Source organism: Pseudoxanthomonas sp. PXM01 (assembly GCF_014851815.1).
Classification (GTDB): Bacteria; Pseudomonadota; Gammaproteobacteria; order Xanthomonadales; family Xanthomonadaceae; genus Pseudoxanthomonas_A.
Genome location: NZ_JACVAJ010000002.1, coordinates 1,082,832 through 1,107,714 on the forward strand (window position 1 = coordinate 1,082,832; position 24,883 = coordinate 1,107,714).

Annotated in this window: 26 protein-coding genes and 1 pseudogene; 15 read left to right on the forward strand and 12 right to left on the reverse strand. The window is 68.0% G+C overall.

What is annotated here, in order from left to right; all coding sequences use genetic code 11:
- Positions 1-191 precede the first annotated feature (191 nt).
- On the reverse strand, positions 192-644 hold the full coding sequence (locus tag IB230_RS14535; protein WP_192273476.1) for a low molecular weight phosphotyrosine protein phosphatase: 453 nt from the start codon (positions 642-644) through the stop codon (positions 192-194).
- A 249-nt stretch (positions 645-893) separates the two neighbouring features.
- On the opposite strand from IB230_RS14535, the gene aroQ reads away from it, so the two are divergent.
- The 3 genes from aroQ to accC are packed head-to-tail and all read left to right on the forward strand — an operon-like array spanning position 894 to position 3,244.
- Positions 894-1,334: a type II 3-dehydroquinate dehydratase gene (gene aroQ / locus IB230_RS14540; protein WP_192273478.1), complete on the forward strand. Its 441-nt coding sequence runs from the start codon at positions 894-896 to the stop codon at positions 1,332-1,334.
- Between the two features lie 49 nt (positions 1,335-1,383).
- Positions 1,384-1,866 carry an acetyl-CoA carboxylase biotin carboxyl carrier protein gene (gene accB, locus IB230_RS14545; RefSeq protein ID WP_192273480.1) on the forward strand — a complete coding sequence of 161 codons (483 nt, stop codon included), beginning with the start codon at positions 1,384-1,386 and terminating at the stop codon, positions 1,864-1,866.
- Positions 1,867-1,876: 10 nt separating this feature from the next.
- Positions 1,877-3,244, forward strand: a complete 1,368-nt coding sequence (accC, locus tag IB230_RS14550) for an acetyl-CoA carboxylase biotin carboxylase subunit (RefSeq protein ID WP_192273482.1) — start codon at positions 1,877-1,879, stop codon at positions 3,242-3,244.
- Positions 3,245-3,334: 90 nt separating this feature from the next.
- Here accC and IB230_RS14555 read toward each other — a convergent pair whose 3' ends face one another.
- Both IB230_RS14555 and IB230_RS14560 read right to left on the reverse strand, forming a co-directional pair.
- The gene (locus IB230_RS14555) at positions 3,335-3,694 is read right to left on the reverse strand and encodes a hypothetical protein (RefSeq protein ID WP_192273484.1); all 360 of its coding nucleotides are present in this window, start codon (positions 3,692-3,694) and stop codon (positions 3,335-3,337) included.
- A complete protein-coding gene (locus tag IB230_RS14560) occupies positions 3,691-4,626 on the reverse strand; it encodes a hypothetical protein (protein WP_343227325.1) in 936 nt (311 codons plus the stop codon). The genes IB230_RS14555 and IB230_RS14560 overlap by 4 nt, the downstream gene beginning before the upstream one ends.
- A 146-nt stretch (positions 4,627-4,772) precedes the next feature.
- Here IB230_RS14560 and prmA point away from each other — a divergent pair, with 146 nt between their 5' ends.
- The 6 genes from prmA (at position 4,773) to purD (ending at position 10,535) form a co-directional block, all read left to right on the forward strand.
- Entirely contained in the window at positions 4,773-5,687 is a 915-nt protein-coding gene (prmA, locus tag IB230_RS14565; RefSeq protein ID WP_192273486.1) for a 50S ribosomal protein L11 methyltransferase, read from the forward strand.
- Between the two features lie 52 nt (positions 5,688-5,739).
- On the forward strand, positions 5,740-6,705 hold the full coding sequence (locus IB230_RS14570) for a DUF3426 domain-containing protein (protein WP_192273488.1): 966 nt from the start codon (positions 5,740-5,742) through the stop codon (positions 6,703-6,705).
- Positions 6,706-6,826: 121 nt separating this feature from the next.
- On the forward strand, positions 6,827-7,099 hold the full coding sequence (fis, locus tag IB230_RS14575; protein WP_192273490.1) for a DNA-binding transcriptional regulator Fis: 273 nt from the start codon (positions 6,827-6,829) through the stop codon (positions 7,097-7,099).
- 62 nt (positions 7,100-7,161) lie between these two features.
- Positions 7,162-8,748 (forward strand): bifunctional phosphoribosylaminoimidazolecarboxamide formyltransferase/IMP cyclohydrolase, encoded by a 1,587-nt coding sequence (purH, locus tag IB230_RS14580; RefSeq protein WP_192273492.1) that lies wholly within the window; start codon positions 7,162-7,164, stop codon positions 8,746-8,748.
- 49 nt (positions 8,749-8,797) lie between these two features.
- Positions 8,798-9,232 (forward strand): hypothetical protein, encoded by a 435-nt coding sequence (locus tag IB230_RS14585; RefSeq protein WP_192273494.1) that lies wholly within the window; start codon positions 8,798-8,800, stop codon positions 9,230-9,232.
- Between the two features lie 10 nt (positions 9,233-9,242).
- On the forward strand, positions 9,243-10,535 hold the full coding sequence (purD, locus tag IB230_RS14590) for a phosphoribosylamine--glycine ligase (protein ID WP_192273496.1): 1,293 nt from the start codon (positions 9,243-9,245) through the stop codon (positions 10,533-10,535).
- A gap of 4 nt (positions 10,536-10,539) precedes the next feature.
- Here the strand turns inward: purD and IB230_RS14595 are convergent, their stop codons facing one another.
- Positions 10,540-11,646, reverse strand: coding sequence for an NADH:flavin oxidoreductase/NADH oxidase (locus tag IB230_RS14595; protein ID WP_192273498.1), 1,107 nt, complete (start codon positions 11,644-11,646; stop codon positions 10,540-10,542).
- A 146-nt stretch (positions 11,647-11,792) separates the two neighbouring features.
- On the opposite strand from IB230_RS14595, the gene IB230_RS14600 reads away from it, so the two are divergent.
- The 3 genes from IB230_RS14600 (at position 11,793) to IB230_RS14610 (ending at position 14,599) form a co-directional block, all read left to right on the forward strand.
- On the forward strand, positions 11,793-13,688 hold the full coding sequence (locus tag IB230_RS14600) for an MFS transporter (RefSeq protein ID WP_192273500.1): 1,896 nt from the start codon (positions 11,793-11,795) through the stop codon (positions 13,686-13,688).
- Between the two features lie 162 nt (positions 13,689-13,850).
- On the forward strand, positions 13,851-14,189 hold the full coding sequence (locus tag IB230_RS14605) for a CD225/dispanin family protein (protein ID WP_192273502.1): 339 nt from the start codon (positions 13,851-13,853) through the stop codon (positions 14,187-14,189).
- Positions 14,189-14,599: a DUF2752 domain-containing protein gene (locus IB230_RS14610; RefSeq protein WP_192273945.1), complete on the forward strand. Its 411-nt coding sequence runs from the start codon at positions 14,189-14,191 to the stop codon at positions 14,597-14,599. The genes IB230_RS14605 and IB230_RS14610 overlap by 1 nt, the downstream gene beginning before the upstream one ends.
- Before the next feature lie 42 nt (positions 14,600-14,641).
- Here the strand turns inward: IB230_RS14610 and IB230_RS14615 are convergent, their stop codons facing one another.
- The 6 genes and pseudogenes from IB230_RS14615 to IB230_RS14640 all read right to left on the reverse strand — a co-directional run bounded on the left by IB230_RS14615 (position 14,642) and on the right by IB230_RS14640 (position 18,901).
- Positions 14,642-15,526, reverse strand: coding sequence for a hypothetical protein (locus tag IB230_RS14615; RefSeq protein WP_192273504.1), 885 nt, complete (start codon positions 15,524-15,526; stop codon positions 14,642-14,644).
- A gap of 39 nt (positions 15,527-15,565) precedes the next feature.
- Positions 15,566-16,513, reverse strand: coding sequence for an NAD(+) diphosphatase (nudC, locus tag IB230_RS14620; RefSeq protein ID WP_192273506.1), 948 nt, complete (start codon positions 16,511-16,513; stop codon positions 15,566-15,568).
- 20 nt (positions 16,514-16,533) lie between these two features.
- Complete coding sequence (erpA, locus tag IB230_RS14625) at positions 16,534-16,920, reverse strand: iron-sulfur cluster insertion protein ErpA (protein WP_055939707.1); 387 nt, start codon at positions 16,918-16,920, stop codon at positions 16,534-16,536.
- 37 nt (positions 16,921-16,957) lie between these two features.
- A complete protein-coding gene (locus tag IB230_RS14630; RefSeq protein ID WP_192273508.1) occupies positions 16,958-17,686 on the reverse strand; it encodes a DUF6776 family protein in 729 nt (242 codons plus the stop codon).
- Positions 17,687-17,808: 122 nt separating this feature from the next.
- Positions 17,809-18,165, reverse strand: a pseudogene (locus IB230_RS14635) (polymer-forming cytoskeletal protein); the annotation flags it as partial.
- Between the two features lies 1 nt (position 18,166).
- Positions 18,167-18,901, reverse strand: a complete 735-nt coding sequence (locus tag IB230_RS14640) for a DUF6776 family protein (RefSeq protein WP_192273512.1) — start codon at positions 18,899-18,901, stop codon at positions 18,167-18,169.
- A gap of 98 nt (positions 18,902-18,999) precedes the next feature.
- Here IB230_RS14640 and IB230_RS14645 point away from each other — a divergent pair, with 98 nt between their 5' ends.
- From IB230_RS14645 to IB230_RS14655, 3 genes are all read left to right on the forward strand, one after another.
- Positions 19,000-19,620, forward strand: a complete 621-nt coding sequence (locus tag IB230_RS14645; protein WP_192273514.1) for a DUF4126 domain-containing protein — start codon at positions 19,000-19,002, stop codon at positions 19,618-19,620.
- Positions 19,621-19,703: 83 nt separating this feature from the next.
- Positions 19,704-21,599 carry an EAL domain-containing protein gene (locus tag IB230_RS14650; protein ID WP_192273516.1) on the forward strand — a complete coding sequence of 632 codons (1,896 nt, stop codon included), beginning with the start codon at positions 19,704-19,706 and terminating at the stop codon, positions 21,597-21,599.
- A gap of 44 nt (positions 21,600-21,643) precedes the next feature.
- Positions 21,644-24,097 (forward strand): hybrid sensor histidine kinase/response regulator, encoded by a 2,454-nt coding sequence (locus IB230_RS14655; protein WP_225589614.1) that lies wholly within the window; start codon positions 21,644-21,646, stop codon positions 24,095-24,097.
- Here IB230_RS14655 and bfr read toward each other — a convergent pair.
- Together bfr and IB230_RS14665 are read right to left on the reverse strand one after the other, a co-directional pair.
- Positions 24,070-24,540 (reverse strand): bacterioferritin, encoded by a 471-nt coding sequence (gene bfr, locus IB230_RS14660; RefSeq protein WP_192273518.1) that lies wholly within the window; start codon positions 24,538-24,540, stop codon positions 24,070-24,072. The genes IB230_RS14655 and bfr overlap by 28 nt on opposite strands.
- A 118-nt stretch (positions 24,541-24,658) precedes the next feature.
- On the reverse strand, positions 24,659-24,871 hold the full coding sequence (locus IB230_RS14665; RefSeq protein WP_192273520.1) for a (2Fe-2S)-binding protein: 213 nt from the start codon (positions 24,869-24,871) through the stop codon (positions 24,659-24,661).
- Between the last annotated feature and the right edge of the window lie 12 nt (positions 24,872-24,883).

Below are 24,883 nucleotides of genomic sequence, written 5' to 3' on the forward strand. Positions count from 1 at the left end.
TTTCACCTGATTGCTGTGGACAAGGCCCTCCTCGAGGCTTCGATCCGTTCGAAGTCTCCGTGTCGTGGAGGGCGGGATTGGTGCACTGCCGAAACTACGGACAGCAATTTGACGAGCGCATGAAATGGAGGCGCGCGCGTAACGGATCAGTCAGGAAAATGCATCGCGCGCGTTAACGCTCTTCACGCGCTTCACATCCGCGTCGAGAGTCGCGCGTCGCGTGCGCACCATTGCTCGACGCACGCAGCGATGTGCGCGAAGGCACGCGCGAAGTCCTCCATGCCGCCGCCCATCGGATCGTCGATCTCCCGCTGCGGCATCCAGCGGCCGAGCAACTGGATGCGCGGACGCGCGTGCGGTGCCAGTGCCCGCAGCGCGCGGACATGGCGGTGCTGCATGGCAAGCACCAGGTCGTCGTTCCCGACCGTCACCGGGTCGAACTGGCGGGGCGACGCCTCAGGCACCGGCAGGCCGTTCGCGTGCAGCGTGGCCACCGTCAGCGGGGCGACCGGCCGGCCGGCCGGCACTGCCAGCCCCGCAGACACCACCCGGCAGCGGTCTGCCGGCAGCCGCGCACGGAACAGCGCCGCGGCCATCGGGCTGCGGCACAGGTTGCCCATGCAGACGACGTGTAACGTGAACATGCAGGGATCATCGGCGATCCGGCGGGACCGCCAGCCTAGGGCACCCCGCCGCGGCCTGGGCGAACGTGAGGTGACCATGGGTATCCGCACCGGCGCTGCCCATACCTCTTATATAGGCACTCGGCACCGGCGCCCTGCCACGTGACCCGGCGCCGGATTCAAACAATCGCTTAAATCAAGGGAAACTTCGGCGAACTGGACAGCATCGCCCGCTTCGCGCAGACTGCCGCCCTTCCGCTGGAGAGCCGAATGGCGAAGCTGCTGGTCCTGCATGGCCCCAACCTCAACCTGCTCGGCACCCGCGAGCCGGAGGTCTACGGGCGCGCGACACTGGCGGACATCGACCTGGCGCTGACCGCGCAGGCCCAGGCCGCCGGCCACCAGCTGGACGCCTTCCAATCCAACGCCGAGCACGCGCTGGTGGACCGCATCCAGGCCGCCCGCACCGACGGCACCGCCTTCATCCTGATCAATCCGGCCGCCTTCACCCACACCTCGGTCGCGATCCGCGACGCGCTGACGGCGGTGGCCCTGCCCTTCATCGAAGTCCACCTGTCCAACCCGCACAGCCGCGAACCCTTCCGCCATACCAGCTACCTCAGCGACAAGGCGGTCGGCGTGGTCTGCGGTTTCGGTGCCGACAGCTACCGCTATGCGCTGGACGCCGCCCTGCAGCGGCTGCCGGCCTGACATTCCTTTTTGTTCCCCACGGGGAACAGCGTTCAACCACGAGGCTCCCATGGATCTCCGCAAAATCAAGAAACTGATCGACCTGCTGGAAGAGTCGAACCTGGCCGAAATCGAGATCAAGGAAGGCGAAGAATCCGTGCGCCTGGCGCGCACGCCGAAGGGCGGTTACGCCGTTCCCGCAGCACCCGCACCGGTTGCCTACGCCGCCGAACCCCGCGCGGCCGCCCCGATGCCGATGAGCTCGCCCACCGAGGCCTCCACCGGCGGCACCGCCAAGGCCGGCAACGCCCTGCCCGACGGCCATGTTGTGCGCGCACCGATGGTCGGCACGTTCTATGCCTCGCCGTCGCCGGACAAGCCGGCGTTCGTCAGCGTCGGCCAGTCGGTGAAGGCCGGCGAGACGCTGGCGATCATCGAAGCCATGAAGATGTTCAACCCCATCGAAGCCGACGTGTCCGGCACCGTGCTGTCGATCCTGGCCGAAAGCGGCCAGCCGATCGAATTCGACCAGCCGCTGTTCGTGATCGGCTGAGGTCCGCGCCATGCTGGACAAAGTCGTCATCGCCAACCGGGGTGAGATCGCGCTGCGTATCCTGCGCGCCTGCCACACCCTCGGCATCCGTACGGTCGCGGTGCACTCCACCGTCGACCGCAACCTCAAGCACGTCGCCATGGCCGACGAGTCGGTCTGCATCGGCCCGGCCGCGTCCAAGGACAGCTACCTCAACGTCCCGGCGATCATCGCCGCGGCCGAGGTCACCGACGCGCAGGCCATCCATCCCGGCTACGGCTTCCTGTCGGAGAACGCCGACTTCGCCGAGCGCGTGGAGCAGTCCGGCTTCATCTTCATCGGCCCGAAGGCGGACACCATCCGCATGATGGGCGACAAGGTGGAAGCCATCCGCGCCATGCAGGCCGCCGGCGTACCGTGCGTCCCGGGCAGCGGCGGCCCGCTGGGCGACGACATCGTCGCCAACACCAAGATCGCGCGCGAGATCGGTTACCCCGTGATCATCAAGGCCGCGGGCGGCGGCGGCGGTCGCGGCATGCGCGTGGTGCATGTCGAGGGCGCACTGAAGGCCGCCATCGAAATGACCAAGTCCGAAGCCAAGGCCGCGTTCGGCAACGGCGAGGTCTACATGGAGAAGTTCCTGGAAAACCCACGCCACGTGGAGATCCAGGTGCTTGCCGACGGCCAGGGCGGCGCGATCCACCTGGGCGAGCGCGACTGCTCGATGCAGCGTCGCCACCAGAAGGTCGTCGAGGAAGCGCCGGCGCCGGGCATCACCGACGAACTGCGCAACGAGATCGGCAGGGTCTGCGTGGAAGCCTGCATCCGCATCGGCTACCGCGGCGCGGGCACCTTCGAATTCCTGTTCGAGGACGGCCGCTTCTACTTCATCGAGATGAACACCCGTATCCAGGTGGAGCATCCGGTGACTGAGCGCATCACCGGCATCGACCTGGTCTGCGAGCAGCTGCGCATCGCCGCCGGGCAGAAGCTGACCATCAAGCAGTCCGACATCGTGCTGCGCGGCCACGCCATCGAATGCCGCATCAACGCGGAAGACCCGGACACCTTCATGCCGCATCCGGGCCTGATCCAGCACTTCCACCCTCCGGGCGGCCCGGGCGTGCGCGTCGACACGCACATCTACGAAGGCTATCGCGTGCCGCCGAACTACGACTCGATGATCGCCAAGCTCATCGTGCACGGGCCGGACCGCGAGACCGCCATCGCCCGCATGCGCGTGGCGCTGAGCGAGATGGTCATCGACGGCATCAAGACCAACATCCCGTTGCAGCAGCGCATCATGCGCGACCAGGGCTTCCAGGCAGGCGGCCAGAACATCCACTACCTGGAAAAGCGCCTGGCCGAACGCAAGAACAAGGCGATCTCGCTGGTCTGAACCGGATCCGCGACGCGAAATAAAGAAAGGGCCAGGATGGCGACATCCTGGCCCTTCCTGTTTGCCGGCGCGATGCGATCGCGCGGCGCGTTATCGGTCCGGCGCCTGCTGCGTGCCCGGCACCGGCATGGTGCCCATCGGCGAGGAGGGATCGACGACCCTTACCACTTCGGACGAGCCATCGGGCCAGATGACCTTGATCGTGCTTCCGGGGGACAGCGTCGAGAAGGGCGTGCCGCTGCGTGCGCGGTAGAGCGCGGCCACCTGCGAAGCGCCAAGGCGGCGGACATCGTCCGGCGCATGGATGGTCATGTGCCCGATCCGCGACAGGTCCCGGAAGCCGGGGTCGCGGGTCTCGATGACGATCGTGGCGGCCGCGGCGGCATACGCCACCACCACCAGTCCCCAGACCAGGAGATTCACTCCGGGCCGCGTGCGCTTGTATTTCATCCGTCCACTCCCGGGCGGGCCAGCAAGGTGCCCACCATCTCGTCCACGTTGTCCGCCCCCTGTCGCGGGACGCCAGCGTCCCGCGCGAAGGTGGTGAAATCCTGCGATTCGTCCTGCGAGCAGATGCCGCCGTTCACGCAGTAGCTCGTCATCATCGAACCGTTGGGGCTGCAGTCCATGCCCAACTGGCAGGACGCGATGCGCCAGGCGATCTCGCTCAGGTCGCTGCCCGACACCTCACCCAGCGTGTCCCGTCGCCCGCTCCCGATCGTGCCCATCGCGGGCGCGATGGCGAGATACGCGAAGGGATCGCCCGAATCGAGGACGCGCTGCACCAGATCGCGCCGGTAGTCGTCGCCATCGCGCAGCGGCTGGTCCATCGCCAGCAGCGAAGCCTCCGCCGCCAGACTGCCGGCGCGTGCCGCCTGCGTGCGCTGGACGATGAGGGCCGGCAGAGAGAACCCGTCCTGCGGTACGAACCGTGCGCAGCGCTGCTGTACGCGCTGGCGCGCGGACAGCATGGCGTTGCCGCTGGACAGGCCCAGGCCCGCGATGACGCGGGTGTCCTGGGCATAGCCGGCCGGATCGGCGGCGAAACCCGCGCACTGGTCCTGCACCAGGCTCAACAGCCACATCGCATCGGCATCGCCGGCGGCGGCGAGTGCCATCAGTTCGCGCGAGTAGGCGAACAGGTCGGTGCTGTCTTCGAATCCACGCCGCAGCGGCGACAGGGCAGGTACCGTCCGCACCGCCATCGGGCGCAACACCGGTCGCGCGGCTGACGCGGGCAGGAACGGTGCGGCCGGCTCGCCGACCGCGCCCGCGGTCGGCGGCGGCGCATGCGGCAGCCAACCCGCCTGGCGCAGCGGCATCCACGCCAGCGCCCCCAGCAGGCCCACCAGCATCATCGGTATCAGCAGCTTCCGGGGCACACCAGCATTATCCCGGCGCATCCGACACCTTTCAACGGAAGTACTGCGCGCTCACGCCGCCGCCACGTCCTTTCGTCGCCCGGTTGCGATCCCCGTCCTCGGGACGCGTGAGACAATCCCTGCCCGTTCATCTTCACCGGCCCGCCATGCCTTATCTGGAACTCTCCCTGCGCTGCACCGAAGCCGAGCAGCCGCGCTACGAGAACGCACTGGACGACGTGGGCGCACTGTCGGTCACCCTGCTCGATGCCGATGCCGACACGGGCAACGAGCGCGCCATCCTGGAGCCCGGCGTCGGTGAGACGCCACTGTGGAAAGCGCTGGTGCTGACCGCACTGTTCGATGCGGATGCCGATGCGCTGACACTGCTGGCGGCGCTGGAGGCCTTCGACCCCGGACTGGACTGGACCCAGGTCGGCTTCCGCAAGGTCGAGGACGAGGACTGGGAACGCGCGTGGCTGGACCAGTTCAAGCCGATGCGGTTCGGCGCCCGCACGTTCATCGTGCCGTGGAACCATGAGGTGCCCGATGAGGCCGGGCAGGATGCGGCGATCGTGCGGCTCGACCCCGGACTGGCGTTCGGTTCGGGCACGCACCCCACCACCGCCCTGTGCCTGCGCTGGCTCGACGCGCTCGCGGGCGAGGGGCTGCTCAGGGGACAGCGCGTGCTCGACTTCGGCTGCGGGTCGGGCATCCTCGCACTGGCTGCACTGAAGCTGGGCGCCGCCCAGGCCATCGGTGTCGACAACGATCCCCAGGCCCTGGTGGCCAGTGCGGACAACGCACAACGCAACGAGGTCGATGCGCACTTCAGCGTCTACCTGCCCGATGACGAACCGGTGGCGACGTATCCGGTGGTGGTGGCGAACATCCTCGCCTCCGCGCTGGCTGCGCTTGCCGAAACCCTCGCGGCGCGCGTGGCGCCGGGCGGCCGCATCGCGCTGTCCGGCATCCTCAAGGGACAGGAAGACGATCTGCTTGCCCGCTACGCGACGTGGTTCGACCACCTCTCGGCCACGCAGGACGGCGACTGGATGCGCATCGATGGCGTTCGGCGCTGACATCGCGCCCGTCGCGCCCGGTCACAACACGCCCGCAGGCGAGCATGGTTGAATGACCGCCATGTTCACTGCCTGCCCGCATTGCCAGTTCCTGGTCGCCCGCGATCCGCACTCGGATGCATCGCCTGCGGACTGTCCACGGTGCGGCAAGCCGCTGGCGACCGTCAGCGACGCACCGGTGCCTGCTCCCAGCCTGGCCACTCTGCTGCATCCCCTGCCGGCCGTCGCCGAAACGGATCCGGTGCATGTGCCGCCCATCGCCGACGGGGCGACGGAAACGCCATCCTCCGCACCCGCGGACACGCTACTGCCTGTCGCACAGGCCGGCGACGTCGCGACGCACGCCGATACCGATACCGATGGCGATGCCAAAGACGTTGTCGACGGACCTTCCGGCACGACCGCACACGACGCCACGACAGCGATCGAAGGGCCTTCCACTACCGATGCGCCAGCGCCTCCCGTCGACGCGCTTCTCGCAGCGCCGCCTCGTGTGCGCAAAGCGCCCGGGCCCCGATTCCTGCGACGTGCGCGCACCACTCCGGTGCACGCGCGCCGTGCACGCCTGCAGTGGGCGGCCGTGGCGGCGATGTCCTTGTTGCTGTGCATCCAGATCGTTATCGCGGATCGTGCACGGCTTGCGACACAGGCGGGCTGGCGCCCCCTGGTGATGGCCTTGTGCGGCACCTTCGGTTGCGAGGTGCCGACATGGCGCGAGCCCGACGCCTTCACCATGCTCAGTCGCGACGTTCGCCCGCTGCTCGATGCGCCCGGCACCCTGCAGGCGCAGGCCACATTCCGCAATGAAGCCCGCTGGCCACAGGCCTGGCCGGTGATCCTCCTGACACTGAAGGATGCCGACGGCCGAACCCTGGGCGCGCGGGCGCTCGAGCCGGTCGACTACCTGCCTGACGACCAGCTGCTCACCACCATCGAACCCGGACAGAGCGCACAGATGGCCGTCCGCATCCGCGAACCGAGCGCCAGCGTCGTCGCGTTTTCCTTCGACTTTCGTTAAGCCCCGCGGTTTCGTCAAAAAGCGGATGCGCACGCCACGATCAGGCGCTAGACTCGTCCCCCCGCCGGATACCCACAAGCACAAGGCGGACTTCTGACGCCGTAGCACCCAGGGGATCCGATTGAACGCTGCCACGACACGCCCGGACACGCCACGCACCGCGTCGCGCCCGCCGCTGCGCGAGCACGTCGCACAGTCGGTGCGGCGTTACCTGCGGGACCTGGACGGGAGCGACGCCGACGATGTCTACGAGATCGTCCTGCGCGAGATGGAAATCCCGCTGTTCGTGGAAGTGCTGAATCATTGCGAAGGCAACCAGAGCCGCGCGGCGGCCCTGCTCGGTATCCATCGCGCCACGCTGCGCAAGAAGCTCAAGGATTACGGGCTGGCCTGAGGCCGGCGGCTGCGTTGCTGCGCCGCGCTATAATTCGCGCCCCGCTTCGCCACGCATCCCCCATGACCGTCGATTTCCAGCCCGTGCGCCGGGCGCTGCTGTCCGTTTCAGACAAGACCGGCCTGCTCGAGCTTGCCCGTGCACTCGCCGCCCGCGATGTCGAGCTGCTGTCCACCGGCGGCACCGCGAAGACATTGCGTGACGCGGGCCTGGCCGTGCGCGACGTCGCCGACGTCACCGGCTTTCCGGAAATGATGGACGGACGCGTCAAGACGCTGCACCCGACGGTGCACGGCGGCCTGCTGGGCCGCGCCGGCACCGACGACGCGGTGATGGCCGAGCACGGCATCGGCGCGATCGACCTGCTGGTACTCAACCTGTATCCGTTCGAGGCCGTGACGGCGAAAGCCGACTGCACGCTGGCCGACGCCGTGGAGAACATCGATATCGGCGGCCCTGCGATGCTGCGCTCGGCGGCGAAGAACTTCGCCCGCGTCGCGGTCGCGACCGATCCATCGCAGTACGCCGGACTGGTGGCCGAGCTGGCATCGAACGACGGCGCACTGTCGGCGAAGACGCGCTTCGCGCTGTCGGTCGCCGCGTTCAACCGCGTGGCGCAATACGACGCCGCGATCAGCAACTACCTGTCCGCCGTCACCGACACATCCTCCGACGTGCCGATGCGCAGCGCGTTCGCCGCGCAGGCGAACGGCAGCTTCGTCAAGGTCATGGACCTGCGCTACGGCGAGAACCCGCACCAGCAGGCTGCGTTCTACCGTGACCTGTACCCCGCCCCGGGTTCGCTGGCGACGTTCGAGCAGCTTCAGGGCAAGGAACTCAGCTACAACAACATCGCCGACAGCGACGCGGCGTGGGAATGCGTGCGCCAGTTCGACGCGCCGGCCTGCGTGATCGTCAAGCACGCCAATCCCTGCGGCGTGGCCGTCGGCGTGGCCTGCGGCGATGCCTACGAGCTGGCGTACGCCACCGATACGACCAGTGCGTTCGGCGGCATCATCGCGTTCAACCGCACGCTGGACGCGGCCACGGCGAAGGTCATTCTCGATCGCCAGTTCGTCGAAGTGCTGATCGCACCGGACTACGATCCGGGCGCGCTGGATTACGCGACGAAGAAGGCCAACGTTCGCGTGCTGCGCATTCCGCTGGCACCCGCATCGCGCGGATTCATCGATACCAAGCGCATCGGCTCGGGTCTGCTGATGCAGACCGCCGACGACCGCGTGGTCACCCGCGACGAGTTGAAGGTGGTCACGAAGCTCGCACCGACCGAGGCGCAGTTCACCGATCTGCTGTTCGCATGGAAGGTCGCGAAGTTCGTGAAATCCAACGCCATCGTCTACGCGAAGGATCACCGCACGATTGGCGTCGGGGCCGGCCAGATGAGCCGCGTGTACTCGGCGCGCATCGCCGGCATCAAGGCCGCCGATGCCAATCTGGTGGTCGAGGGATCGGTGATGGCCAGCGACGCGTTCTTCCCGTTCCGCGACGGCATCGACGCCGCCGCGGCCGCCGGCATCAAGGCGGTGATCCAGCCGGGCGGCTCGATGCGCGACAACGAAGTCATCGCGGCCGCGGACGAACACGGCATCGCGATGGTGTTCACCGGAGTACGGCACTTCCGCCACTGATGGCCTGCGGCCATCCTGTTTCATCACACTCCACGGAGCATGGGCCGTCATGAAGATCCTCCGCACGCTCTCGCTCACGCTGGCCGTGGCGATCGCCCTGATGATGCTGGGTGGCTGTGTCGATACCCAGGCACGGTTGCAGCATGCCAGGACCGAGATCGCGGCCACGTTGCCGGCCCCGTATTTCGAAGACCTGGTGACGGAAGCCGTGGATGTCGACGGCAACCGCCTGGTACTGAGCATCCGCAGCCCGGCCGGCGACGCCGCCAGGACGCGCGAGGCCACGGGCTTCGATGCGCTGAAGCAGAGCGAACAGCGCGCGCTGTACGACCTGTGCGCGTTGCCGGAGATCGCGCAGCTGGTCGACAGCGATGCGATCCTGGTGCGCCGCTTCGTCGACCGCAACGACGTCCTGTTCTTCGAAATCGAACTCCCCGCACGCAAGTGTTCGACTCCTCCGGCCGAGCCGCCGGTCCAGCCATGAGGAAAGCCCCTTGAAAGTCCTGGTCATCGGTTCCGGCGGTCGCGAGCACGCCCTCGCATGGAAGCTGGCGCAGTCGCCGCGCGTCGATGAGGTGATCGTGGCGCCGGGCAATGCCGGCACTGCGACGGAGGCGAAGTGCCGCAACGTCGCCATCAAGGTCACCGACATCGAGGGCCTGCTGGCGCTGGTGCAGTCCGAAGGCGTCGGCCTGACCGTGGTCGGCCCCGAGGTGCCGCTGGTGGCCGGCGTGGTGGATCGCTTCCGCCTGGCCGGCCAGCGCATCTTCGGGCCCACCGCCGCCGCTGCGCAGTTGGAAGGCAGCAAGGCGTTCGCGAAGGACTTCCTCGCGCGACATGGCATTCCCACTGCGTTCTACGCCGTCCACACCGAGGTGGATGCCGCGCTTGCGTACATCCGCGAGAAGGGCGCGCCGGTCGTGGTCAAGGCCGATGGCCTGGCGGCCGGCAAGGGGGTGATCGTGGCGATGACCCTGCAGGAAGCGGAAGATGCCGTGCGCGACATGCTGTCGGGCAACGCGTTCGGCGATGCCGGCGCGCGCGTGGTGATCGAGGAATTCCTCGAGGGCGAGGAAGCCAGCTTCATCTCGATGGTCGACGGCACCACCGCACTGCCGATGGCGACAAGCCAGGACCACAAGCGCGTCGGCGACGGCGATACCGGCCCCAACACCGGCGGGATGGGCGCCTATTCGCCCGCACCGGTGGTGACGCCCGACGTGCATGCGCGCGTCATGCGCGAGGTCGTCGATCCGACCGTGCAGGGCATGATCGCCGATGGCGTGCCGTTCACCGGCTTCCTCTACGCCGGCCTGATGATCGATGCCGACGGCGCACCGAAGGTCATCGAGTTCAACGTGCGTTTCGGCGACCCGGAAACGCAGCCGGTGATGCTGCGTCTCCAATCCGACCTGGTGGACCTGGTCGAGGCGGCCATCGACGGCCGGCTCGCCAGCACCGAGGCGCAGTGGGATCCACGCCCATCCCTCGGCGTGGTGATGGCGGCGAAGCCGTATCCGGAAACGCCGGTCACCGGCGACGCCATTGCCGGCCTGGACGAGGTACCTGCGACGGCGAAGGTGTTCCATGCCGGCACCACGCTGGACGCGGAGGGCCGCGTGGTCAGCGCGGGCGGGCGCGTACTGTGCGTGGCCGCGCTGGGCGAATCGGTCTCCGATGCGCAACGGCACGCCTATGCCGGCGTGGACAAGGTGCGCTGGGCGAGCGAGTTCCACCGCACCGACATCGGTTGGCGCGCGATCGCGCGCGAGCGCGCGGACGCCTGATCGACTACGACGCCGGCCTGAAGCTCGCCGCGTGTTCGCGCGGCGCGCTGCGCAGGTACTGCGGCGCGATTCCGATCTGCGCACCCAGTGCCGCCGCGGCATGCCAGGGCCAGCGCGGGTCGTAGAGAATGCCGCGCGCGATGGCGATGGCATCGGCCTGCTCCTGGAGCAGGATGTCTTCGGCCTGCCGGGCCTCGGTGATCAGGCCCACAGCGATCACCGGCATCGCCACCTCGCGCTTGATCGCCTCCGCAAACGGCACCTGGTAGCCCGGACCCAGCGCGATCTTCTGTGCGGGGTGCAGACCGCCGCTCGACACGTCGATGAAATGGCAGCCGCGCGCATCGAGCGCCTTCGCCAGCGCAATGCTCTGCGCCAGATCCCAGCCGCCCTCGACCCAATCGGTCGCCGAGATGCGGATACCCACCGCCATCGAGTCCGGCGTCACGGCCTTGACCGCATCGAACACCTGCAGCACCAGCCGCATGCGGTTCTCCAGCGACCCGCCGTACGCATCGTCACGCCGGTTGCTGAGCGGCGACAGAAACTGGTGCAGCAGATAGCCATGCGCGGCATGGATCTCGATCAGGTCCAGCCCGAGTCGCACGGCGCGGCGGGCACTGTCGGCGAACGCTGCGACGACCGAATCAATGCCTGCCTGGTCCAGCGCCAGCGGCGCATGCTGGCCTTCGCTGTAGGGCAGCGCGGATGCGGATACGGTCTGCCAGCCGCGCGGCGCGTCCGGTTCGACCTGCGCGCCGTGGTCGTCCCAGGGGCGGTGCGTGGAGGCCTTGCGTCCTGCGTGCGCCAGCTGCACGCCGATCGGCATGGAGGAGTAACGGCGCGTCGCCGCCAGCGCTCTGGCGAACGCGGCTTCGGTGGTGTCGTCCCACAGGCCGAGGTCCGCCCAGCTGATGCGGCCGTGCGGCGTCACCGCAGTCGCTTCGATGATCGCCAGTCCGGCGCCGGATTGCGCGAGATTGGGCCAATGGAACGCGTGCCAGTCGGTCGCACGACCCTCCTCGGCGGAGTACTGGCACATCGGTGCGATGACGATGCGGTTGGACAACGACAACGGCCCCAGCGCGAGGGGCGAGAACAGGCGACTCATGAAGGAGCAGGAACCGTACGACGTGGGGAGCGCCACTATCCCCCTGCGCCGGCCACCCATCAATGCCGCAGGCGGAACACTGTCGGGCGCACCCGCTGGCAGCGCCATCGCGATTTGCTAGGCTGCGCGCAACCCACGGAGGGCGCATGTCCAGCCACAGCCAGTTTTCGCTGCTGACACAACGGCGGTTCCTGCCGTACTTCACCGTCCAGGCGCTGGGCGCCTTCAACGACAACGTCTACCGGCAGGCGATCATCGCGCTGCTGTTCTTCCTCGGCGCCAGCGACGACCAGCTTTCGCTGTACGCCACGCTGGCGCCGGCGATCTTCATCCTGCCCTACTTCCTGTTTTCCGCCATCGCTGGCCAGTTCGCCGAGAAGCTGGAGAAGCACCGGCTGATCGTGATCACGACGACGATGGAGATCGTGATCATGTCGCTGGCCGCGGTCGGCTTCCTGCTGCAGAACATGCCGCTCCTGCTGGCGGCACTGTTCTGTACCGGTGTGCAGTCCACGCTGTTCGGGCCGGTGAAGTATTCGGTACTGCCGTCGATCCTCAAGCCGGAGGAGCTGACCGGCGGCAACGGCCTGGTCGAGATGGGCACGTCGATTTCGATCCTGTGCGGCATGATCGCCGGCGGCATGATCTTCCAGGTGGCCGGCGCGCACGGGCCGCAGGCGGCGGCCGTCGCCATCGTACTGCTCGCAGTGCTGGGCAACGTCATGTCGCGGCTGATCCCGCGCATGGATGCCGGCGCACCGGACCTGGTGATCCGCTGGAACCCGATCCCGGAATCGATCGCCGTGCTGCGCATGGCCAAGCAGCAGCTGGCCGTGCGCAACGCGATCCTCGGGGTGTCGTGGTTCTGGTTCTTCGGCACGCTGCTGACCTCGCAACTGCCCGCCTACGCCAAGCTGCACCTTGGCGCGGCGGAGGGCTCGTCGACGCTGTACGTCTTCGCGCTGGCGCTGTTCTCCATCGGCACGGGCATCGGATCCCTGCTGTGCGAAAAGCTCTCCGGGCGGACCGTTGAGATCGGTCTTGTGCCCGTCGGCGCGTTCGGCATGACGGCGTTCCTGCTGGACCTGTACTTCGCCAGGCCCGGCATCGCGCCGGCCACCGGACTGGGCGTGGGCGAGTTCGTCCGCCAGGCCGGCAGCGTGCGCATCATGATCGACCTGGTCGGTATCGGCATGTTCGCCGGCATCTTCGTGGTGCCACTGTTCGCGCTCATCCAGAGCCGCACCCTCAACTCGCAGATGGCGCGCGTGTTCGCCGCGCTCAACATCCAGAACTCCGGCTTCATCGTGCTGGCCGCGCTGGTCGGCCTGGCGCTGCATGCGCTCGGATGGAGCGGGCCGCAGATCTTCCTCGCGCTGGCCATCGCCAATGCCGTGGTGGCGATCTGGATCTTCACGATCGTGCCCGAGTTCCTGATGCGCTTCCTCAGCTGGCTGCTGGTACGCGCGCTGTACCGGCTGCGCCTGCACGGCGTGGAGAAACACGTGCCCGACGAAGGTCCGGCGCTGATCGTCTGCAACCACGCCAGCTACATGGACGCGCTGATCCTGTCGGCAACGATTCCGCGGCCCGTGCGCTTCGTCATGTACTACAGGATCTTCCAGATTCCGGTGATGAGCTGGATCTTCCGCACCGCCAAGGCGATCCCCATCGCCGGCGCCAAAGAGGATCCGGAGCTGATGCGGCGCGCGTTCGAAGAGATCGATGCGGCGCTGGCGGCGGGCGAGATCGTCGGCATCTTCCCGGAAGGCGCGTTGACGAAGGACGGCGAGATCGCGGCCTTCAAGTCTGGCGTCGAGAAGATCCTGGAACGACGCCCCGTTCCGGTCGTGCCGATGGCATTGAAAGGCATGTGGGCCAGCATGTGGAGCCGCCGCGACACGCGCCTCGGCCGCATGCGGGTACCACGACGCTTCCGCGCCCACATCGAGGTCGTGGCAGGCGAGCCGATGGACGGTGCCACCGTGGATGCGGATCAGCTGGAAGCCCGTGTTCGGTCACTGCGAGGCGATGCCGCGTGACATGACCGTGCGCGGCAAGCGCAGCCGAGTAGGCGCGCGCGGGCATGCGGCGAACGTTCTCGCCGTGGTTCATTTTTCGCACAGGTCTGGCACTATTGGGCGGCCTGAGCGGCATGCACGCCGACTCGCACGCCCCTCCATCCCTGTACAAGGAAAGCCTGCATGAGCGCCGTACCTCCCATGCCTCCGTCATCCGCCGCACCCGGCAGCGTCCCCAACCATCTCGCCTGGGCCATCGTGTCCACGGTGCTGGCGACCTGCCTGTGCTGCCCGATCGGCCTGATCGGCATCGTCGCGATCGTGTTCTCGGCGCAGGTGAACACCAAGCTCAACCAGGGCGACCTGGAGGGCGCGCGGCGCTCCTCCGCCAACGCCAAGACCTGGTGCTGGGTGGCCACTGCGTTCGCCATCATCGGTCTGCTGCTCAACATCTATGTCCTCGCCTCTGGCGGCATGGAGCAGTACATGACGATGATGGAGCAGATCCAGCAGGCGCAGTGATCGCGTTACGCCCACTGCACTACGTTGCACTGACGGCGGCGGCCCTGGTGGCCGCCGCTGGCGTCTGGCTGCTCCTCGAATTCGATCCGAATGCGGCGAACAGCCCGTTTCCCGGCTGCATGTTCCGCGCCCTGACCGGCTATTTCTGTGTGGGATGCGGCCTGACCCGCGCACTGCACGCACTCGTCCATGGCGACCTGCCGCGTGCGTTCGCGATGAATCCCCTGGGCGTGCTGTTGCTGCCCGTGATCCCGATGTTGATCGCCCACAGCCAGGGCTGGCAGCCGCGCGTGCTGGAACCCCTCATGCGCGTACTGCTGGCGCCGAAGTTCTGGCTGGTCCTGCTGCCGGCCTACTGGATCGCGCGGAACCTGCCGTGGTTCCCCTTCACGCTGCTGGCGCCGCCCTGATCCCTGGCGCTACGACGGCGCCGGCCTTTCGCCGGTGCCGGATCAACTGACCCATCCCCCGATCACGAACAGCGCCAGCACGGCGAGCCACAGCAGCAGGATGCGCCAGACCAGGCTCATCGCATCGCGAAGCTCGGGCAGCTCCCGCATCGCCTGCACCATGCCTTCTTCGGCGTATTCCTCGGCCTCCTCCGCCAGTTCGAAACGCACGCTGGCGCGCGCCGCCTGGGCCAGGAATCCCGTATCCAGCTGGAAACGCGCGCCGCCCGCATTGCGCCAGGTGGAGAACACCGTGTCGAAGTTGCCGACCAGCGCCATCGCCAGCGTCATCAGTTGCGCAACCGGCCATTCCAGGGCGGTTCTCAACGCGCATGCGCCCGCGCGGTTGCGCTCCGGCAGATCCGTCGCCGAGGCGCTGTGTGCAACCAGCCGATAGAGGATCGCGCCGACAGGCCCCAGCAGCAGGAACCAGAACAGCACACCGAACCATCGCCGCAAGGCATGGGTGAAAACCGCCTCGACCAGGGCAGGACCGTCCAGCGCCGCGGTTTCACCGGTGAGTCCGAGCCGCACGATGGCGGCACGACGTGTCGTCGCATCGTGCGCATCGATGACGGCTTCGACATCCACATCGAGGTCGCGTGGCCCCCAGGCATAGACCAGTACCGCGATGTCGAACAGCAGGCCCACCAGGCCGTACACCGGACCGTCGAGCGACCATTGCAGCAGCGCCACGACCAGCAGTACCGGCACCAGCGCCAATGCGATGCCGTAGCGCTCCTTCCAGAAACCGCCATCGCGCGCCGATTCGCCCAACCAGTGCATCCAGGCGTCGTACCAGCCGTACTGGCGGAACGACGCAACCAGCGAAGGCGCGACATGGCCGAGCACCAGCGCAAGCACGACGGCAACGAGCGTGATCGACATGCGGCTCCTCCGGGTACCGGATTCTAGCGCGGACGCGCGTTAAAGCCCGGTCTCCGCCGACCCGGCCGTGCCGCGCGCGCGCATGCCGGCATGCCAGTGCTCGATCAATGCGCGCGCGATCGAGATCGAGGGCGAAAGCAGCAGGCGTTCGCCGTCATCGTCGCCCTCCCGCGCGAGCGCCTCGTCGATCTCGGCGAAGGTGAACCAGCGGGCGTCCTCCAGTTCGCCATCGACCTGCGGAACATCCGGCTCGGCATCCGCGCAGAAGCCCAGCATCAGCGCGCCCGGGAACGGCCACGGCTGCGCGCCCAGATAGCGGCAGCCGCGCACGCGGACCTGCGTCTCTTCCAGCACTTCGCGTACGACGGTCTGCTCCAGGGTCTCGCCAGGCTCGACGAACCCGGCGACGACCGAGTAACGCCGTGGCGGCCACGATGCCTGGCGTCCCAGCAACAGGCGCTCGCCATCGCTGACGGCGACGATCACGGCGGGATCCACTCGCGGATAGTGGTCCTTGCCGCACTGCGTGCAATGCGCGGTGTAGCCCGCACGGCGGAACGTGATGTCGCCCCCGCAGGCACTGCAGAAGCGGGTGGACGACTGCCAGTGCAACAGTGCGCGCGCCATCGCGAACACGCCCGACTCGAACGAGGGCCACGCCGCCGCGGCACGCCGCAGATCGAGCCACGCGGGCGCCTGCACGGCATGATGGCGGGCATGCGCAGCGAACCAGGCCATGCCGTCGCGAAGCCCCAGGAAAAGACTGGCACCCGGACCACCACCGAGTGCGGCGCCTTCGAACGTCGACAACGCGCCATCCGCCTGCGCGAGCGCACGCCCCTCTTCGTCGAGGACCATGACGCGCGCGGACGGCCACAGGCGCGCCAGCGCCTCCGCGTCGTCGCGCAGCGCATCGGCGCGATCCAGCGTATCGCCCGCGAAGGCGAAGCCGGAAAGAGGACCAGTAAGAGGAACGTGACCTGTCACGGAACGCGGCAGGCCGGGATTCACATGCTGAAACTGCTGCCGCAGCCGCAGGTGGTCTTGGCGTTGGGATTGCGGATGACGAACTGCGCGCCTTGCAGGCTTTCGCTGTAGTCGACTTCCGCCCCCATCAGGTACTGCAGGCTCAGGGGATCGACCAGCAGCGACACGCCATCGGTGTCGACCGCGACGTCGTCGTCGGCACGGTTCTCGTCGAACTCGAAGCCGTACTGGAATCCCGAACAGCCACCGCCCTGGATATAGACGCGCAGGGCCAGCGCGTCGCTGCCTTCTTCCTGGATCAGCTCGCGCACCTTCGCCGCCGCGGCCGGCGTGAAGTTCAACGGGCGGTCGATCGACTGGTAGTCGGGCGCGGCCGCCGCAGTGGGCAGGGAAACGACGGTGGTCATGCGGGAAGGATGAGGGCTGGTGGAGGGTAGTTCAAGGTCAAGGCGTGCCGGCACCGGCACCCGCGCCTTCCTTCGCGGCCGCCTGCGTCCACGGGAAGGACTGTTCCACGGCGGCACCACTCTGCGGCACGACGCGGGCGATCACCCGGACCGGCTTGAAGCCCGGCGGCAACAGCAGATCGCCTTCGACCTGCTGGAAATACTTGAACGAATAAGGCACCCCGGGCGCATTCGGCTGCTGCCGCAGGTCGGCCCACCCCAGGCGGCGCAGCTTGCCGGCCTCGGTGCCTTCCACCGACACCAGCAGGCGGCCGGCATTCACCGCGCCCCGGTTGAGGTTCTGGGTGAGCGTGGCCGTGAAATGCCACGCCTGCTCGTCCTGCGGCTGCAGGGTCAGCTCATGCACGGACAGGCCGCGGCGCTGCGCGGTAGCACCGACGAAGCGCTCGTAAAAGGCGACATCGGCACGCAGGCCGGCAATTTCCTCGTCGCGCTCGGAGAGGGTCGCTTGCAGGTCGCGGTTGGCGTCGCGACTGATCTGGTCGGAGCGCGACAGCGTGGCGACCTGCTGTTCCAACGCTTCGATACGTTGTTGCTGATCGCGCAGTTGCGCAGGGGTCGGACCGTCGCCCGCATTGCCCGCCAGGGAACGCCACAGCAGCCAACCGCCAATGGCGAGCACCGCGACCGAGGCGACGATGGCAGTGACCGGCCCCTTCCTGAAGCGGGGGGGCGGCACGGTCGGCGGGAGGGGCCTGGCGTTCATGGCCGCAGGATAGCGCGGCCGTTCCCAGCGGGCTCTGAATGGCCCGGTCAGGCGTCGGCGGTCGCCCAGGCGTCCGGCAGGGCTGCGCCGTCATGCGCGCCGTTACCGGCCGGAACGGCGTCCGCATGCACCAGGCGACCGGTCAGCTGCGCGCCCGCACTCATCTCGACGACCTTGTAATGCACGTTGCCCTGCACACGCGCCTTCGTCGCCAGTTCGATGCGCTCGATGGCGTGCACATCGCCGACCATGCGTCCGTTGATCACCACCACCGGCGCCTGCACCTCGCCTTCGATGCTGCCCTGCTCGGCCACCGTCAGCACGGCGCGCTCACCGGCTTCGGCGATCACCTTGCCCTGGATATGGCCTTCCACGTACAGGCCGCCGCTGAAGACGACATCGCCACGGATGGTCACCTGCGGGCCGATCAGGGTGTCGATGGCACCCACGTCGGGGCGGATGGGCTTGGTCTTGAACATCTCACTTGCCTCCTGCGGCAGTTGCGGTCTTCCAGTCGAGGGCCTGCTCCACCGCGGCGTCCTCGCCGTGCAGCGACACCTTGACGCGCTGCGGGGTGAAGTCGGGCGGCAGCATCACGTTGCCGTCCAGCTGCTGGAAATATCGGAAGGAGTACGCCTGCGCCGGCGCGCTGCGCTGCTGGTGCAGTTCATCCCATTGCACCGCGGCCAGCTTGCCCGCGCGCACACCTTCGACGGTGAAGCGCATCTGGCCCTGGCTGATGGCGCCCCGGTTCACCGTCTGCGTCAGCATGATCTGGTAGCGCCAGGTGCCACCGGCTTCGGGCACGAATTCGGCGACATGGACCGTCAGTCCCTTGCGCTGGCTGGTTGATCCCACCAGCCGCTCGAAGAACGCGATATCGGCCCGCAATGCCGCAATTTCCTCGTCGCGCTCGGCCAGGGCCTCCTGGACTTCGGCATTGGCGGCGCGACTGATCTGGTCCGACCGCGAGAGCGTGGATTCACGCTGGCGCAGGCCGCTCAGTTCGGACCGCAACGCCCTGACTTCACGCTCGGCGTTCGCACGCGCCGCATCGGCCTTCGCCAGCCGGGGGGCAGCCGTATGACTGGCCGCCCACCATGTCGCGCCCACACCAACGGTCAAGACCAGCGCGAACAGCAGCGAGGTGCCGCGGCGACGTACGGCCGCGTCACGCGGCACGATGCGGAAGCGGGAAGGAGCAGGCGCAGACATGACGGACAAGCGGCAGGCGGCGCTCAGCCGGCAGCCAGACGGGACCCCTATACTCGCCGCAGTGGCGCGAGCCCTTGAGTCTAACGGGAGTGGCCGGGATGTCCGAAGCGCATCTTTTCGTAATTGGGATCCTGTTGGCATGGATGGCCGGGATCCGCGTCTACCTCACGGTCTTCGGCGTGGGCCTGGCGGGCGCGCTGGGCTGGCTCGACCTGCCGCCGGCCTTGCAGGCCACCGAATCCTGGTGGGTACTGGGCACCTCCGGTGCGCTGGCGCTGACCGAGTTCTTCGCCGACAAGATTCCGGGCGTGGACTCCGGTTGGGACCTGCTCCAGACACTGGCACGCGTGCCGGCCGGCGCCTTCCTGGCAGCGGCCACCCTCTCGCCCGACGGACAATTGAGTGGCGGCGTGTTGGCCGCCGGCGCGGGTGTCGCACTGACCAGCCATGTGCTGAAGAGCGGGTCCCGCGCCCTGATGAACACGTCGCCCGAGCCTGTGAGCAACTGGGCCGCCTCGGTCACCGAGGATGCCGTGGTGGTGGGCGGCCTGGCATTGGCCTTTGCGCACCCCTGGATTGCGTTGTTCCTGGTGATTGGCGCATCGGTGCTGATCGCGGTCGCGGTGTGGTGGGTGTGGCGCAAGGTGTCGCGTGGCCTGAAGCGGTTGCTGCAGGCCGCACCGTTCGCGGATGCGCCACCCCCTACCTCCGGCCCGTGACAGGGGCCGACGCATCGGGGATCATGAGTCCCGCCTCGGCCGTGAACTTCATCGCATAATGGGGCTCAGCTTGGGGAAGCCTGATGTCCGCCATCGATCCCACATCCCGCCCGCAGGATGAGCCCTCACGCTCGCGCCTGCGCGCCGAAACACCACCGGCCAACCATTGGCGCCGCTGGGTGGACGATGCTGCCCCCGAGGACGCGGCGGATGCCCCCGGAGCCGGAGAGCCCGTCGACATGACCCCACAGACCCCCACGCCATCGCCCCCGATCGCCCCGATGACCGAGCCGCCCGCCACCGCCACGACGGTCGCGCCGCCGGAACCGGTCGATCCGGAGTCTCCCTACCGCGTCCTGATCGTCGAGGACGACCGCGGCCAGGCCCTGTTCGCCCAGAGCGTGCTGCACGGCGCCGGCATGCAGGCGGAAGTGCAGATGCAGTCCGATGGCCTGCTCGACACGATGCGCCGCTTCCGTCCCGACCTGGTGCTGATGGACCTGCACATGCCGGGCAAGGACGGCATGTCGCTGACCATGCTGCTGCGGCAGCAGCCGGAGTACCTGCACCTGCCGATCGTGTTCCTGACCGGCGATCCCGACCCGGAGCGGCAGTTCGAGGTGCTGGAGAGCGGCGCCGACGACTTCCTCAACAAGCCGATCCGCCCGCGTCACCTGATCGCCGCGGTCTCCAACCGCATCCAGCGCGCGCGCCAGCGCAACCAGGCCCTGCAGGCGCCGCGCCCATCGGTCAACACCGACACCGGACTGCCGACGCGCACCTTCGTGCTCCAGCAGTTGGCCGAGTCGCTGCAGCGGCAGTCGCGTGGCGGCGTGTTCTTCGTCGAGGTCAACAGCGCACTGAGCCTGCGGGAGCGCTACGGCTACGCGGTGTTCGAGCACCTCATGAACCAGGCAGGCCGGCAGCTCGCCGCCGCGGCCTCGCCGCATCCGGTGGCGCGCCTGAACGACAACAGCTTCCTGATGCTGGCCGACAGCGTCGACGAGACGACACTCGCCGCGCTCGCGCAGCAGTTGCGGGACGGACTGGCCAGCCATGACTTCCAGACCCGTCCCAACGAAGTCCTCAAGCTGCGCGGCTCGGTCGGCTACACCGCCCTGTCGCTCGGCTTCGCCGACGCCGGCAGCGCGCTGGAGGCCATCGAACGCGCCGTGCTGCAGGCCCGCCTGAAGGCCGACAGCCTGGCCGAGTACGTTCCGGCGGAAGTCGACGACGATGCGCCGCGCATCTCGCTGGAGGATGGCCAGTTCGAGCTGGCCTACCAGCCGATCGTCGCGGTGGCCGGCAGCGACCAGGCGCAGTACCAGGTGTTGCTGCGGATGCGCCAGCCCGACGGCTCGTTGCTGCCGGCCTCGCAGGTCATTCCGGCCGCGGAACTGGCCGGCGGCATCGCGCAGATCGACCACTGGGTGCTGGAGCACGCTCTGTACGTGCTCGCCGAGCGGCAGGCTGCGGGCCCATCGCTGCGGCTGTTCGTTTCGCAATCTCCCCGGTCGCTGGCGCGCGAATCGCATGCGCAATGGCTGCTGGATGCGCTGCGCGCGCGTGGCATCGAAGGTACATCGCTGGTCATCGACCTGCGTCTTGCCGACGCGCTGATCCACACGGTCACGCTGCGGCAGTTCTGCCAGCAGCTGATGCCGGCCGGGGTGCAGTTCTGCCTGAGCCAGTTCGAGCCCGGCACGGAAGCCGACGCCCTGCTGACGCAGCTGCCGCTGGGCTTCGTGCGTGTGTCCAGCAAGTACGCCACCGCGCACGCCGATCCGGTGTTGCGCGACCAGTTGCGCGGCATCATCGACAGCGCCCATCGCCAAGGACTGCAGGTGATCGGCCAGCAGATCGAAGATCCGCAGGCCGCGGCCGCCATGTGGATGGGCGGCGTCGACTTCATCCAGGGCAACCTGGTGCAGGCCGTCGGCAGCGAGCTCGGCTTCGACTTCCACAACGCGGTGCTGTAACGATGCCCAGCGCCGGACGGACGCCGGTGATGCCCTGGGTGACGATGGCCTGCGCCGCCGTCTCGGTGGTGTCGCTGGGTCTGCACTGGGCGGGGACGACCGGGCCGTGGTTGCCGGTGGCGACCGCCGGCGGAGGCGCCAGCCTGCTGGCCGCTTTCGCCTCCGCCTGGCACGCGCGCAGCGAAGCGCGTCGCCATACCGGCGTGCAGGCCCGCGCGGCGATGGCCGAGTCCGAACGCGACGGTTTGCAGCGCGACCTGCAACGGCATGATCGCCTGGAGCAGGAACTGGTGCGCGCGAAGCAGGCCGCCGAATCCGCCGCGATGGCCAAGGGCGAGTTCCTCGCCACCATGAGCCATGAGATCCGCACCCCGCTCAACGGCATCGTGCCGATGCTGGAAATGCTGTCGCGTGCGCCGCTGGCGCCCGACCAGCGCGAGATGCTGACGACGGCGACCGCGTCATCCCATCAATTGCTGCGGATCGTCGACGACATCCTCGACTACTCCAAGCTCGAGGCCAACAAGCTCGACCTCGAGATCACCGGCTTCAATCTGCGCGAGTTGCTCGACAGCGTGCTGCAGCTGATGTATCGCCCGGCGGAGAACAAGGGCCTGCGCCTGAGCCTGCAGCTCGATCCCGCGGTCCGGCTGCCGGTGCGCGGCGATCCGGTCCGCCTGCGGCAGGTGCTGACGAATCTGGTCGGCAACGCGATCAAGTTCACCGAGCGCGGTTCGATCACGCTGGTGGTGCGCCGGCTGGGCGAAACTGCTGCCCAGCACCTGTTGAGGTTCGAAGTCCGCGATACCGGCATCGGCATCGAAGAGGATGCACGCCACCGACTGTTCCATTCCTTCAGCCAGGCCGACGCATCCACGACGCGGTTGTACGGCGGCACCGGGCTGGGGTTGGCCATCTGCCGGCGCATCGTCGACCTGATGGGCGGGCGCATCGACGTCGTGTCGGAGGTGGGCCGCGGGTCCACGTTCTGGTTCGAAGTGCCGCTGATGAAGGTCATCGGCGACCTACGCCAGCGCGACAACGGCGCGCTCGACCACGGCCGGGTGCTGGTCGTCTCCCCCGACGCCCGCCTGCGCCAGCGCCTCACGATGCTCGCCACCAACTGGGGCATGCACCCGGTCGCCGTCGAGACGACACAGGAAGCACTGGACCGCCTGCGCCTGATCGGCGAACAGGGACAGCAGGACTATCTGGCCGTACTGGCCGACATCAGTGGTATCCGCAGTACGGCGCTGGCGCTGCATCGGGCGATCACGCGACGCCCCGCGCCGGATCCCTTGCGCCTGGTGTGGCTCTATGGCGACGACACGGTACCGGCGGAACTGCATCCGCGCAGTACGCTGCTGTCGCGACAGTCACCCGACGCGGACCTGCGCGCCGCGCTGACCGGCGCCGCGCCGGAGCAGGAAGCGGCCGCGGTCGACACGATGGAAGAGATCTTTCCCGAATCCACGGTCGCCCTGACCCTCGCCGGCGACGAAGCAGCCCCCGCGTCGAGCGACGCGGGCCCCGACGCGCCAGCGCCCCCCATCGCACAGACGGAGGAGACGCCAGCCACGGAGCCGGAGCCTGCCGTGGTCAGCGCGATGCGTACCGAGCCGCGCCTGCTGCTGGTGGAGGACAACCCGGTCAATCTGTTGGTGGCGCAGAAACTGCTATCCGCGCTCGGCTTCTGCTGCGAGACCGCCGCCAACGGCGACATCGCGCTGAAGCGCATGCAGCTTGAGCATTTCGACCTGATCCTGATGGACTGCCAGATGCCCGTGCTGGATGGTTACGCCGCCACACGGCGCTGGCGCGAACTGGAAGTGCAGCGCGCCGACGGGGGCCGCTTGCCGATCGTGGCGATGACCGCCAACGCCATGGCGGGAGACCGCCAACGTTGCCTGGATGCCGGCATGGACGACTACCTGGCCAAGCCAGTGTCGCGCGAACAGCTGGAAAGCTGTCTGCACCGCTGGCTGCCCGACCGCATGAACTTCGTGCTACGCAACGCCGCACTCGTCCCTCCGGCGGAACCCGCACCACCCCCGCCTGCCGTGGCCACAGCCCGTGCGCCCGCGCCGAGCTTCCCGGTGCTCGATCAGACGATGCTGGAGGAACTGCGCGAGATCGCAGGCGACGAGACCACGCGCATCATCACCATCTTCCTCGAAGACGCGCCACGCCTGATCGGCACGCTGGAAAAGGCTGCCGCCGTTCCCGATCTGGACGCCATGCGCGACGCGGCTCACACACTCAAGTCTTCCAGTGCGAATGTCGGCGCCATGGCGTTGTCCGCCGCCGCCAAGCGCGTGGAACTGGGCGCCCGCGCGCGCAAGCTGGAGCGCCCGGCCGTGGCCGTCGCCCTGGTCATTGCGGAGTACGCGCGTGCGCGCATGGCCCTGCAGGGCTACGCCGCACAGCAGCTGGGTCGGCCGCTGCTCCCGCCGCAGCAGACTGCGGCAGCTCAGTCCTCGAGCTTGGTCAACAGGTAATTCGGTTCGCCGATCCGGTCGATCACCGACAGCTGCGTTTCCAGCCAGTCGATATGTTCTTCCTCGGAATCGAGGATGGTGGCGAACAATTGCCGGCTGACGTAGTCGGCCACCGATTCGCAGTACGCGATCGCATCGCGGAGCACCGGCAGCGCTTCCTGTTCCAACGTCAGGTCGCATTCAAGGATTTCGCGTGGCGTCTCGCCGATGCGCAGCTTGCCCAGAGCCTGGAAGTTCGGCAGACCATCGAGGAACAGGATGCGCTCCGACAGCTTGTCGGCATGCTTCATTTCGTCGATGGATTCCTTGTACTCGTGCTCGGCCAGTTCCTTGAAACCCCAGTTCTTGAGCATCTTGGCGTGCAGGAAGTACTGGTTGATCGCGGTCAGCTCGTTGTAGAGCGCCTTGTTGAGGTACTCGATGACCTTGGCGTCGCCTTTCATGGCCATGCTCCGTGGGCGGGGACGGCAGAGGTTAGCCCGTGCGCACGTACAGTGACGGAACGCGAATCGTGTTCATTGGGGGAGCACGCAACGCCGCCGACGGGCGGCATGCACCCTGTCAGGCAGCGTGCGACAGCGCGAGGATGGGGAACAGCGGCTCCCGGGCGGCAGGCTGGGCGGACTGAAGCACATCCATCGCCATGTCGAGGCAGCTGCCGCAATTGGCGCCGGCACCGGTCCGCATGGTCAATTCGGCCACAGTGGAGCACCCGGCGGCGGCGGCCTCGCGGATCTGGTGGTCGGTTATGCCATTGCAGATGCAGACGTACACGGTGGTAGCGGC